The organism is Clostridium uliginosum (assembly GCF_900112485.1).
GTDB classification, from domain to species: Bacteria; Bacillota; Clostridia; order Clostridiales; family Clostridiaceae; genus Clostridium; species Clostridium uliginosum.
Genome location: NZ_FOMG01000020.1, coordinates 1 through 12,727 on the forward strand (window position 1 = coordinate 1; position 12,727 = coordinate 12,727).

A 12,727-nucleotide genomic window follows, 5' to 3' on the forward strand; every position below is an offset into this window, starting at 1 on the left:
CAAGGAATCAAAACGAGAAAATATCCTTGGAATTTATGATTCCTAAGAATATTTTTTAAATAAATATTTGTAAAAATTAGTTATTCAACAACCTATTATAATAATAAGTTATAGTATGAATATACATAAGGCACATGAAAAAAATAATAGACCAAAGATGAGTCGTATATTGGGGATCAGACAAGGATGTGAATTTAGTTAATAGCCAGACTATTAGCTAAAATTTCTGACGCAGTATGACGCCAAATAGGCAAGCATATTGGTCTATTATTTTTTAAAATATGCCTAAGATAAAGTTATAAGGATTAAATTGGAGGATAAATCTATGGGTATATTAGGAGTACATGAGGAAGATCTACAAGAATGTGCCAAATTATTTGCTGAAGTTTTTAATGGTGAACCTTGGAATGATAAATGGACAACAGAAAGTGCATATAAAAGGCTTAAATATATTTATATGTGTCCGGATTTTGTTGGAGTTAAGTACATTGAAAATGGAAAAATTAAAGGTGCAATATTTGGGAATTGTGAAGAGTGGTATGAAGGAAGACATTTTAATATAAAAGAAGTGTTTGTTTCAAGTGAAATGCAAGGAAATCATGTTGGAAGCAAATTACTTGAAAGTATTCAAAGTGAAGTAAAGAAATTAGGCGTAGATTTTTTGCTATTATTTACTCAAAATAATAGCATTAAAAATTTTTATTTAAAAGATAACTTTGAAGAAGCAAAGTCGTTATGCATAATGACAAAAAATATATAAGGTATTTGAAAAAATAACAGTCTAATATATAAATAGTGAAGATAGAATGATACTAAAAATAGTGAATTTCTATCTTTTCTTTATATAGAAATTTAAAATAATATTCGTGTTTTACAAATATTACAAATAAATAATCAGAGTAATAATAGATGCCTTAGCTTATTAGTTATTTCCAAGACTAAATTTTTTAGATTTATAAATATGGCTTATTAAATTATATATCATGTGAAACTCTGAAGATACGGAGTTGAAATTCATTAGAAGCATTTTATTGTAAAAATTAATATTCAATTAAATAAATTTTCAAATTGTTAAAAAATACTTGAATTGATTAAAAAATCCATATATAATTTAAATATAACTTATAGAATGTTCGGATGAAGATAGTGGGAGAGTTGTTATTATATTAGAAATTTAAGGTTAGATTATAATAACACACCGAAGAGGGAAATCTTTCAGGTATTAGGACCGCTATTGGACGAGCCTCTGGAGAGACTCATTTTAATATGAGCACCGAAGGAGCAAGGTAATTATTATTTTAATTACTGAAACTCTCAGGTAAAAGGACAGGGGATAGGATTAATCAAATATGGTTTTTGATTCAACTCTTATTCTCCTCCGTAATAAAAAATTAAGGGGGACTTTTTTATGTTATTATCAAATCTATTATTTTCAACAGCAGGTGTTCAAAATATTTTAAACAAAATTGACACTATTATTTGGGGACCACCATTATTAATTCTTTTAGTAGGAACAGGAATGTATTTAACATTTCGTCTTAAATTACTACAAATATTTAAATTACCACTTGCATTAAAATATGTTTTTGGCAAAGATGAAGAAGCAAGTAGTGATAGTGCAGAAGGAGATGTATCTAGTTTTCAAGCTTTATGTACAGCATTATCGGCAACTATAGGAACAGGTAATATAGTTGGAGTTGCAACAGCAATAACTGCCGGAGGGCCAGGAGCATTATTTTGGATGTGGATAGCAGCATTTTTTGGAATGGCAACAAAATATGCAGAAGGGTTACTTGCTATAAAGTATAGGCAAGTAGATGCAAATGGACAAATGGCTGGAGGTCCTATGTATTATATTCAAAATGGATTAGGTATTAAGTGGCTCGCAAAATTATTTGCACTATTTGGTATTGGTGTTGCTTTCTTTGGTATAGGAACATTTGGACAAGTTAATTCAATTGCAGCAGCAGCAAAAAGCTTTAATGTCCCATTAATTGTAACAGCTGTAGTTGTAACAATATTAGTTGCAATGGTGACTTTGGGAGGAATTCAAAGAATATCTAAAGTTTCAGAATTAGTTGTACCATTCATGGCAGCAGCGTATATAGTGGGTGCATTAACTGTACTTATATGCAATTATAAAGCTATTCCAGGAGCAGTTGGATTAATTATAACAAGTGCTTTCAATCCTAAATCAGTATTAGGTGGAACAATGGGTATTACACTTGTAATGGCAATTAGAAATGGTGTAGCTAGAGGAGTATTTTCAAATGAATCAGGTCTTGGTAGTGCACCTATTGCAGCAGCAGCAGCAAAGACAAAGTCAGCAGTAAGACAAGGATTAATATCAATGACAGGTACATTTTTTGATACAATACTAATCTGTACTATGACAGGAGTTGTAATAATACTTACAGGGTCATGGATGGATGGTGTAAATGGTGTGGTTGCAGGAGCTGATTTAACAACAGTAGCTTTCCAATCAGGTTTACCAATTGCAATAATCGGAAAATATATTGTTAATATAGGATTGATATTTTTCGCATTTACAACAATACTTGGATGGAACTATTATGGTGAGAGATGTACAGAATATCTTTTTGGTGTTAAAGCAATAATGCCATATAGAATAATATATATAGTACTTGTTGCTATAGGACCATTTTTACCACTAAAATTAATATTTATAATTGCTGATATAGTTAATGGATGCATGGCATTCCCTAATTTAGTAGCTTTAATAGGACTTAGAAAAGTAGTAATTCAAGAAACAGAAGAATTCTTTGAAGAAATGAAATTAAATAAAGTTAATGAAGAAATTATTGCGTAAATAATATTAAAACAAGTAATTTATTAGAATTATCTATTTTATTTTAAGTTAAGCTTTTATTTTTTTAAAAAAAGTCTTGCTATTTATTATAAATGTGTTATTATAAATGTACAGGCAAAATAAAAAAAGATTTTTTATAGATATGTAAAGTTCTCCTTTTAGAGAATTATATAAATCAATATATTAATTTTTAATTAAAAGGAGGAAATTGAATATGACAGATAAGACTTTAGTATGCAGAGATTGTGGTAGTGAATTTGTTTTTACAGTAGGAGAACAAGAATTCTATCAAGAAAAAGGATTTACTAACGAACCAACAAGATGTGCAGATTGTAGAAGAGCTAAAAAAGAACAAAACAGAAGATAGTTTTGTTTTCTAAAGGGTTATTTCTTAGTAGAAAGTAATTTTTATTAAGAAATAACCCTTATTTTAATTTGTGGATAATTATAGTGACAATAGAAAATTGATTTTTATAGAGGATCTAATCAGATCCTTTTTTTTATTTTTAAATTTAGTTATAATTTTAGGAAAATAATAAAACTTTTTCCTATTATAATATCGTCTATATAGTATAGATAAAAAGTGCACTTATAATTTATATAAAGGGGAAGGATTAATGCTTAAGAACTTTAAAAGAAAAAAGGTTGAAAAATATATAATAGATAATAGAAATTTATTTTATAGAATTGCTTACACTTATACTAAAAATGAAGCTAATGCATTGGATGTGGTACAAGAATCAATATATAAAGCTCTTTCTTCAGTAGAAAGTTTGAGAGAGTATAAATATGTAAAGTCGTGGTTTTACAGGATACTAATAAGAACTAGCATTGATTATATAAGGAAGAATACTAAGTATAGTAAGATGATGGATATTTCCGAAGTAAATGATACAGGTAAATATGATCAATATACAGATATAGACTTAGAAGAAGCACTAAATACGCTTAGTGCTGATTATAAGACTATTATAATATTGAGATTCTTTGAAGATTTAAAAATAGAGGAAATTGCAGAAATTTTAAATGAAAATACTAATACGATAAAAACTAGGCTATATACTGCATTAAGAAAATTAAAAATAAAGATTGAGAGGTAGAAAATTATGAATAAGAAAAAATTAGATGATTTAAAAAATATTTATAATAATATATCTATACCAGATAATTTAGAATCTATTGTAAATGAAACTATAGATAATAGTAAAAGTAATAGAAGAAAAATATTTAAAAAAGGAGGAGTTTGGATAAGCATAGCAGCATCTTTATCATTTATTGTGATACTATCAAATGTTAGTCCTGCATTTGCAAAGACAATATCACAAGTGCCAGTAGTAGGAGATTTAGTAAAGCTTGTTGTAGTTAAAAATTATTCTGTTAAAGAAGGAAATATTGAAGCTAATATTGATATTGCTCAAATAGATGGGTTAGATAATAAAAAATTAGAAGAATCATTAAATAATGATTTTATGAAAGAAGGAAAAGCAATTTATGAGAAATTGATAAAAGAAATGCCTGATATAAAAGAAGGGCATAAGTATGTAGGAGTTGATTATAATATAAAAAATGATTCAAAGGATATTTTATCTATAGAAGTTACTAAAGAGGAGATACAGGCTTCATCTTATGTTACTAAAAAGCATTATACAATAGATAAAAATAAAGAAATTGTATTAACATTACCTTTACTATTTAAATATGATAAATATATACAATTAATAAGTGAAAATATAAAAGAACAAATGAAAAAGCAAATGAGAAATGATGAGAATAAAAATTACTTTATAGATCAAGTAGATGTTCCAACCGATGATTTTGATAGCATAGCTAAAGAACAAGATTTTTATATAAATAATGATGGTAAACTAGTAATTTGCTTTGATAAATATGAAGTGGCACCAGGATATATGGGAACTGTTGAATTTGTAATACCGAGTGAAGTAATAAAAGATATAGAAATATAGATGAATATAACTAAAAAATCTTAAATAGAGGTAATTAGTTTTCTTGCTTTACTAGTATTTAATTTTAAAGTTTTTTTCATTACAGACAAGGGGGAGGACCTTAAAATTTATATCATCAATTTTAGCAAAATTATTTCCCTTTATTATATAAGAAATAAACTTATCAAGATATTCTTTTCCTCCTTGTATTTCAATTATTACTTCACCAGAGTTAAGATTTTTAGCATATCCAGTTAAGGAAAGTTCTAATGCTTTTAACTTAGCGAAATATCTAAAACCAACACCTTGAACTCGACCATTTATTATCATTAAATATCTAAGCATAGTTTTCTCTCCTAAATATATTATTAAAGATTATAATAACACAGTTGGTAAAAAATAAAAATCTTTATAATTTTCTGAAAATTGTATATAATATAGATAAGCAATTAAAGGAGGCGACTTAAATGGTTGAAAAAAGTATGGTATTAATTAAACCTGATGGAGTAGAGAGAAATCTAATTGGTAATATTATAAGTTGTTATGAAGATAATGGATTAAAGGTAGTTCAATTAAAACTTATGAAAGCAACAAGAGAGATTGCAGAAAAGCATTATTCACAACATAAAGGAAAAGATTTCTATGAAGAACTTATAACTTTTATAACAAGAAGTCCCCTATGTGCCATAATTTTGCAAGGTGAAGATGTAGTAGAGCAGGTAAGAAGAATAAATGGAGCAACTAGTCCAGATGATGCAGAAGAAGGAACAATAAGGCATAGATATGCTAGAAGTAAAACAGAAAATTGTGTTCATGCATCAGATACTTTAGAAAGTGCAAAAGCTGAAATTAACTTATGGTTTCCAGAACTAGGTTAATGGTTTAAGATATATTAAAAGGAAGTGTTTCAAATATAAATTTTGAAACACTTCCTTATTTATTTAATCAAGTGATTTTTATGATCGGGCGGAAGAACTTCTATTTTGAGGCAACAATTTTTTAATTAGAAGTTTTAACTTTCATCCAAGCATCATCATATAATTTTAGGTTTTCGCCCAAATCTATAAATGTATCACATTTGTCTAATGTTTCTTTAGTTGGATAAGCGCCTTTATCATTTTTAAGATCATCATCTAACATATTAAATGCTTCTTTATTAGGTGTTGAAAAGCCTATATAGTCAACGTTTTGCTCTGCATTTTCAGGATCACAAAGGAAGTTAATTAAAGCTTCAGCTTCTTTTTTGTTTTTTGAATCTTTTGGAATTACCATAGCATCAAACCATTTGTTAGAACCTTCTTTAGGTATTACATATTCTAATTTAGGATTTTCTAACTTAATGTGTGTAGCATCTCCAGACCAAACTGTAGCAAGAGCAGCCTCGTCATTAATCATTTTATCTTTAACTTCATCTACATAGTAAAGAGGATCCATAATTTCATTTTGTTTTACTAATTCTTGAGTAGCTTTATTTATTTCATCAGGATTTGTACTATTTATAGAGTAACCAAGTTTTTTTAAGCTTATTGCAAGACTATCTCTCATTGAGTCAAACATTATTACTTGTTTATTATTGTACTTTTCATTCCATAAAATATCCCAACTATCTACTTTATCAGTTACTATATCAGGATTGTATATTATACCTATAGTACCCCACATGTAAGGAACTGAATATTCATTATTTGCATCATAAGACAAATTTTTATATGGATTATCAATATATTTATAGTTAGGTATATTATTAAAATCTAATTTTTCAACCATATTTTCATTAATCATCTTTTGAATCATATAGTCAGATGGTATTACTAAATCATAACTACCAGGAGTACTTTTTAATTTTTGATACATTATTTCATTTGTATCATATGTTGAGTACTCAACATGAATTCCAGTTTCATTTTCAAATTTTGATAATAAATCTTCATCAATATAATCTCCACAGTTATAAAAATAAACTGTTCCGTTAGCACCAATTTTTTGATTAATGCACCCAGAAAAAAGTCCTAAAGTTAATAAACTTATTAGAGTTATAGCTCCAAGAATTTTAGATTTTTTCAAATTTATCACCTCTTGTTGAATTTTGTTTTTTATTCACAATTATTAGCAACGTTAATACTGTTAAAAACATTAAAGTTGAAAGTGCATTTATTTCAGGTTTAATTCCTCTTCTAGCCATTGAATAAATTTCTATAGAAAGATTAGTTATTCCAGGTCCAGTTGTAAAAAAACTTATAACAAAATCATCAATGGACATTGTAAAAGCCATAAGGAATCCTGAAAAAATACCAGGCTTAATTTGAGGAAGTATAACTTTTCTAATAGTATACATAGGAGTTGCACCCAAATCAGAAGCTGCCTCAACAGTGTTTTCAGGTAATTGTTTAAGCTTTGGAAGTACTGAAAGTATTACATAAGGAATATCAAATGTAATATGAGCGAGTAGCATAGTAACAAATCCAAACTTTAAATTAATAAATATAAACATACTCATAAGAGCAATACCAGTAACTATATCAGGATTTAAAACTGGAAGATAGTTAATGTTTAAAATTAAAGATTTTTTCTTACCACGCATTTTATTTATACCAATAGCACTTAATGTACCAACTATTGTAGCAATAACTGAAGCTAAAACAGCAATTAGTACGGTATAGTAAAGTGCAGACATAAGTCTGTGGTTATTAAATAATTCTTTATACCATTTAAAAGTGAACCCTGTCCATTTGCCCATTGTTTTAGATTCATTAAATGAAAATACCATTAAAGTAAAAATAGGAGTATATAAGAATAAAAATATGATAAATAAATAAAATCTTTTAAAAAAACTTTCGATTTTGTTTACCATAATTGCCCCCCTCCTTCTTTACTATCGCTATTTTCAAATTTAGATGTGATAGCCATAAAAATTAAAATAATAATCATCATAAAAATTGAAATGGCAGATCCGAAGTTCCAATCACCCATGTTTGTAAATTGTTGCTCGATTAAATTTCCAAGTAACATATAATGCCCGCCACCTAACAATCTTGAAATTACAAATGTAGAAACAGAAGGCATAAATACCATAGTAATTCCTGAAATAATACCAGGGATACTAAGTGGTAAGATAACTTTTGTGAAAACTTGAGTTTTACTAGCACCTAAGTCATGAGCTGCATTTAATAAATCTTGATCCATCTTTGTTAATACAGTATAAATTGGAAGAACCATAAAAGGTAAAAAGTTGTAAACCATTCCTAATAAAACTGCTCCATCATTGTAAAGAAAGGAGATTGGAGATATACCTAATTTGATAAGTAAAGTATTTATTATGCCTGTTTTTCCTAATATAGGTAGCCAAGCATAAGTTCTTAACAAAAAGTTCATCCACATAGGTAAAATAAATAGCATTATTAAAAAATTTCTTTTACTTGCATGCATCTTTGATATTATGTACGAAACAGGATATCCAATAACTAAGCAAGCTAAAGTTGATTTAAATGCTAAGCATAATGATTTAATAAATATATTTGTATATTGGAGATTAATTAATTTTTTATAGTTTTCTAAAGAAAATGAATAACCTGAATCAGTTTTTGTTGTAAAGCTGAAGAATAACACAATAATTAAAGGAATAACTATAAATAATGCACTCCATGCAAGGTAAGGATATGCTATTATTGAAGTTTTTTTCTTATTCATTATCAATACTCTTTTTCATAATATGAATGTCTTCAGGATATATATCTAGCCCTATTTCATTATTAACTTCCACGTATTTTGTATTATGAAGTATGAAAGTAAAATCATTGGATGAAACTTGCATTTCATAATGAACTCCTTTAAACATTACAGATTCAACTTTACCTTTAAGCATTCCATCTTCAGCTTTAACTATTTTTATATCTTCAGGTCTTATAACAACATCTATATTTTCCATTTTTTCAAAGTTTTTATCAACACATTCAAATTCTTTATTGCAAAACTCAACTTTAAAATCATTAATCATAATTCCATCTAAAATATTACTTTCACCTATGAAATCTGCAACAAAGGCATTAGCAGGCTCATTATAAATATCTTCTGGAGCTCCCATTTGTTGAATAACTCCTTTATTCATAACAATAATAGTATCTGACATTGTAAGAGCCTCTTCTTGATCGTGAGTTACAAATACAAAAGTAATACCAATTTCTTTTTGTATCTTTTTTAATTCTAATTGCATTTCTTTTCTAAGTTTTAAATCTAAAGCACCTAAAGGTTCATCAAGTAGTAAAACTTCAGGTTTATTAACTAAAGCTCTTGCTATAGCAACTCGTTGTTGTTGTCCACCACTTAAAGAATCAATACTTCTTTTTTCAAAACCTTTTAAGGCAACTAAGCAAAGCATTTGCTCAATACTTTGCTTTATTTTATCTTTTGGCATTTTTTTTAGCTTTAAACCAAAAGCGATATTTTCAAAAACGTTCATATGAGGAAATAATGCATATTTTTGAAAAACTGTATTTACCTGTCTTTTATAAGGCGGAAGAGCAGAAATATCTTCATTTTTAAACATTACTTCTCCAGAATCAGAATTTTCAAATCCAGCAATTATTTTAAGTGTTGTTGTTTTACCACAGCCACTAGGACCTAATAATGTTAGAAATTCATTTTTTTTAATGTTTAAAGATAAATTATTTAATACTTGCTGTTCACCGTAAGACTTATTAATATTATTTAGTTGTATTATATTCTCACTCACAAAAAAACACCTCTCTTCTAAATTTTAAAATGATGGTGGAGTACTTATCCAAATAACTTTTGCTGGAGTTTTACCAACATTTGAAATATAATGATTTACTTTTGGTTTATAGTAAAAGCTTTCTCCTTTTTTCACTTTATATTTTCTTTTTCCTAAATGAAGATAAATATGTCCAGACAGTACATAACCAAATTCTTCACCTTCATGAGGTTCTTCCTCAATATATTGTCCACCAGGCTCAAGAGTAATCATAATTGGTTCCATAGCATTTTTTTGAGCGTTTGGAATAAGCCACATTAAAGAATATTTAAGTTCCTCACTTTCGGTTGCAAACATATCATCACTACTAAAAGTAACTCTCTCTTCTTTTGTTTCACTAAAGAATTCATTTAAGTTAGTTCCTAAAATCTCAAGTATGTCCATTAAAGTAGCAATTGATGGAGATGTTAAATCATTTTCAACTTGAGATATAAATCCCTTTGATAATTCACATCTATTTGCTAATTCTTCTTGAGTTAATTGTTTTTCCATTCTTAATATACGAATTTTTTCTCCAATTTGCACAATTCACACCTACCGTTGAATATTTGAGATATTCACCTTTACTAAACCTTAAGTTTAAAATTACTAAACAAACAATAATATTATATAAATTTTAGAAACAAAAATCAAGATTTTTTTAGAAAAAATGGAAAAATATTTATAGCCTCTAAATCCCTGTTTATGAGTAAATAGTGAATAATGTTTAGTAAAGGAAGAACTTAAGTATACATATACTAAGATTTTAATATATAAGTTCCAATAAAGTTTGTTCATTAATATAAATTTTAGAACACTTATAAATAATATGATTTAACTACTATAGTGAGGAACTTATATAGAAAATTTATGATATATATGATTCTAAGTAGATATTGTTAATTAAAGATGTAATTTATTATAAAAATTAAATAAAAGTTTATAAATGTATTAACTTAATTAGAACATATATATATAATTAAAATTTATGTTTAATATTAAATAAAAGTAATAATATTCAAACAATTTGCATGAAAAAGCTTAATTTATGGCATAATCTATTGATAAACCTAGGAAAATATGAGATATTAAAAGGAAGATTAAGAAAAATTATTGGGTGATTTTATGAAAAATGAAGATGGATTGTATAGAAGAAATGGAAAATTAGTTTATATAAAACAACCAGAATATGATGAATTAATATTTACGGAAAAGCTATGGGCAAGTCAAGAAACAATGCAAGATATTGGTGGAGTGTATAATTTCACGAAAAATAAATGGGATAGTTTTTATAAAAAAATGGTTTATCCAACTGATGGAAGAAACTTTTATTGCCTAATATACACTATAAAAGATAAGCCGGTTGGGGAAGTAAGCTTTCATGGATTTGATCCTATTACTAAAATAGCAAGGTTTAATATTAAAGTTCATAATAAATATAGAAATAACGGCTATGGGAAAGAGGCTATAAAATTAATGTTAGAATATTATTTCTTTGAGGTAAAGGGAGAAATAATCATGGATAATATTAAGAATGAAAGTAGTAAATTGTTTGCTGAGAAATTAGGCTTTAAAGGGCAGAATATCTATAGAAATGAAGTAACATATAAGCTGATGAAGGATCAATTTTTAAATGCGCCTGAAAGCAAAACAAAAAATGTTTCTATTATTATGTATGATAATATGGATATTACAAATTATACTTTAATGTGTGATTTGTTTGATAAAGCAAATGAAATAGCAAATAAAGACATATTTAATATACAAGCTATATCTGTATTAAGCACGGTGAGATATAATAATAATTTTAACTTAGAAATAACAACATTATCTGAAAACTTATTAAAGCCAGATATCATTATATTACCAAATGGAAACTATATAGATAATTATGTTGAAAATAAAGAAACAACAAATTATATATTAACATATTATAATAACTGCGATTATATATGTGCAATAGGAGAAGCAATAAAGTTTTTGTTTAGGTATAAATGTCTTGAAGGAATATCTGTTCCAAACATTGATAATATACAGGAATTAATTAAAGAAAATAATTTAGAGAATACAAAAGTTATAAATAAAAACTTTGTTGATAACGGAAAAGTTATGATTAGTTGTAACTTGTTAGGCGTAATTGAGATGGGATTGTCTATTATATTTAAATTGGCAGGTAAAGAGTTAGTAGATAAAGTTGCAGAAAAAATTGGATTTAGTACATATTATAAATCGTAACAATTTATACAATATTTATGTTATTATAATATATATTGGGAAGTTGCGAAAAGGAGGTTATAAATGAATTCGAAAAAAACTAAAATAATAATAAGTGTTATTTTAGCACTACTTATTGTAATTGTAATTTTTGTAATGCATAATTTTGTAGGGCTTGGAGCTAAGGATATTAAAGTGGCTAAGAATTTTATAGAAAAATTATATTCAATTAATGCTATAAATAAGCAAGAAGATTTAAAAAGTATTAAGTATAAAAGAGTTAAGACATTAAATACTAAAAACGAATTAATATATAAAACTATAGTTACAGACTCTTTTGGAATAGATTTAGATAAAAATTATAATATTATAGGTTTTGCAAACAAAGAACTTGTAAAGGTAGATTCTGAGATAACAGTTGAAGAAGCTAAATCTATAGCAGATCAATATTTAAGTAAAATATATGATAAAGAAGTTACATTTAAAACTATTAAAAGTGATGAAGATGCAGGTAAATTGCCATATTATTCTTTTGTATATTTAAAATCTAAATATGGGTACCCACTTTATTTTAATGAAATAATAGTTAATATTAATAAATCAACTGGATTTTTAGACAATTATACAAATTCATCAATACAAAAGGAATGCAAAGAGCCAATATTAAATATTTCAAAAGAAATGGCGGAGATAGAGGCTTTAGACACATTTGTTAAGTATCATAAAAATGGACAAATTTCTAATATAACTGAGTTAGCTTATGCAGATAATAAATCAATATCAGAGTTGTGTTATGTTGTTGCTATAAAAGGTAAGGATGAAAATGGTGCTGATATTACATGGAAGCTATTCGTAAGTACTGAAACAAAAGAGATAGTCAATATTTTAAAATATGGAACTGAAGATTCTGTAATTGCAAATTAATTTTTGGCTATGTTTTAAAATTTAATATGCCTAAGTGAAAGAAGCCCACTCAAATCATTTAGTAGAATG

General features: G+C 26.7%; 14 protein-coding genes and 2 riboswitches. Of the genes, 8 read left to right on the top strand and 6 right to left on the bottom strand.

All coding sequences use genetic code 11. The annotated features are described in order from the left end of the window. Positions 1-325: 325 nt before the first annotated feature. The 5 genes from BM027_RS12450 (at position 326) to rsiV (ending at position 4,794) form a co-directional block, all read left to right on the top strand. Complete coding sequence (locus BM027_RS12450; RefSeq protein ID WP_090092289.1) at positions 326-760, top strand: GNAT family N-acetyltransferase; 435 nt, start codon at positions 326-328, stop codon at positions 758-760. 377 nt (positions 761-1,137) lie between these two features. After that, positions 1,138-1,241, top strand: a riboswitch (glycine riboswitch). A gap of 2 nt (positions 1,242-1,243) precedes the next feature. Then, positions 1,244-1,333: riboswitch (glycine riboswitch) on the top strand. A gap of 75 nt (positions 1,334-1,408) precedes the next feature. Further along, entirely contained in the window at positions 1,409-2,830 is a 1,422-nt protein-coding gene (locus BM027_RS12455; protein WP_090092292.1) for an alanine/glycine:cation symporter family protein, read from the top strand. Between the two features lie 214 nt (positions 2,831-3,044). Continuing rightward, complete coding sequence (locus tag BM027_RS12460; RefSeq protein ID WP_090092295.1) at positions 3,045-3,197, top strand: zinc-ribbon domain-containing protein; 153 nt, start codon at positions 3,045-3,047, stop codon at positions 3,195-3,197. 250 nt (positions 3,198-3,447) lie between these two features. After that, a complete protein-coding gene (locus BM027_RS12465) occupies positions 3,448-3,930 on the top strand; it encodes a sigma-70 family RNA polymerase sigma factor (protein WP_090092298.1) in 483 nt (160 codons plus the stop codon). A 6-nt stretch (positions 3,931-3,936) separates the two neighbouring features. Beyond that, positions 3,937-4,794, top strand: coding sequence for an anti-sigma-V factor RsiV (rsiV, locus tag BM027_RS12470; protein WP_090092301.1), 858 nt, complete (start codon positions 3,937-3,939; stop codon positions 4,792-4,794). A 51-nt stretch (positions 4,795-4,845) separates the two neighbouring features. Here the strand turns inward: rsiV and BM027_RS12475 are convergent, their stop codons facing one another. Further along, positions 4,846-5,118, bottom strand: coding sequence for an acylphosphatase (locus BM027_RS12475; protein ID WP_090092304.1), 273 nt, complete (start codon positions 5,116-5,118; stop codon positions 4,846-4,848). A 122-nt stretch (positions 5,119-5,240) separates the two neighbouring features. Between BM027_RS12475 and ndk the strand changes: the two genes are divergently transcribed. Next, the gene (gene ndk / locus BM027_RS12480; protein WP_090092307.1) at positions 5,241-5,651 is read left to right on the top strand and encodes a nucleoside-diphosphate kinase; all 411 of its coding nucleotides are present in this window, start codon (positions 5,241-5,243) and stop codon (positions 5,649-5,651) included. Positions 5,652-5,772: 121 nt separating this feature from the next. Here the strand turns inward: ndk and BM027_RS12485 are convergent, their stop codons facing one another. Genes BM027_RS12485 through BM027_RS12505 form a run of 5 tightly spaced genes read right to left on the bottom strand, consistent with a single transcriptional unit; the run spans position 5,773 to position 10,066 of the window. After that, entirely contained in the window at positions 5,773-6,837 is a 1,065-nt protein-coding gene (locus BM027_RS12485; RefSeq protein WP_090092310.1) for an ABC transporter substrate-binding protein, read from the bottom strand. Then, positions 6,824-7,624, bottom strand: a complete 801-nt coding sequence (locus BM027_RS12490) for an ABC transporter permease (RefSeq protein ID WP_090092313.1) — start codon at positions 7,622-7,624, stop codon at positions 6,824-6,826. Before BM027_RS12490 ends, BM027_RS12485 begins: the two co-directional genes overlap by 14 nt. Then, positions 7,618-8,460, bottom strand: a complete 843-nt coding sequence (locus tag BM027_RS12495) for an ABC transporter permease (protein WP_090092315.1) — start codon at positions 8,458-8,460, stop codon at positions 7,618-7,620. The genes BM027_RS12490 and BM027_RS12495 overlap by 7 nt, the downstream gene beginning before the upstream one ends. Further along, positions 8,453-9,502 carry a spermidine/putrescine ABC transporter ATP-binding protein gene (potA, locus tag BM027_RS12500; protein WP_090092318.1) on the bottom strand — a complete coding sequence of 350 codons (1,050 nt, stop codon included), beginning with the start codon at positions 9,500-9,502 and terminating at the stop codon, positions 8,453-8,455. The genes BM027_RS12495 and potA overlap by 8 nt, the downstream gene beginning before the upstream one ends. 24 nt (positions 9,503-9,526) lie before the next feature. After that, complete coding sequence (locus BM027_RS12505; RefSeq protein WP_090092321.1) at positions 9,527-10,066, bottom strand: helix-turn-helix domain-containing protein; 540 nt, start codon at positions 10,064-10,066, stop codon at positions 9,527-9,529. Between the two features lie 579 nt (positions 10,067-10,645). Between BM027_RS12505 and BM027_RS12510 the strand changes: the two genes are divergently transcribed. Both BM027_RS12510 and BM027_RS12515 read left to right on the top strand, forming a co-directional pair. After that, positions 10,646-11,755, top strand: coding sequence for a GNAT family N-acetyltransferase (locus BM027_RS12510; RefSeq protein WP_090092324.1), 1,110 nt, complete (start codon positions 10,646-10,648; stop codon positions 11,753-11,755). Between the two features lie 63 nt (positions 11,756-11,818). Further along, complete coding sequence (locus BM027_RS12515) at positions 11,819-12,658, top strand: YcdB/YcdC domain-containing protein (RefSeq protein ID WP_090092327.1); 840 nt, start codon at positions 11,819-11,821, stop codon at positions 12,656-12,658. The last annotated feature ends 69 nt before the right edge of the window (positions 12,659-12,727 follow it).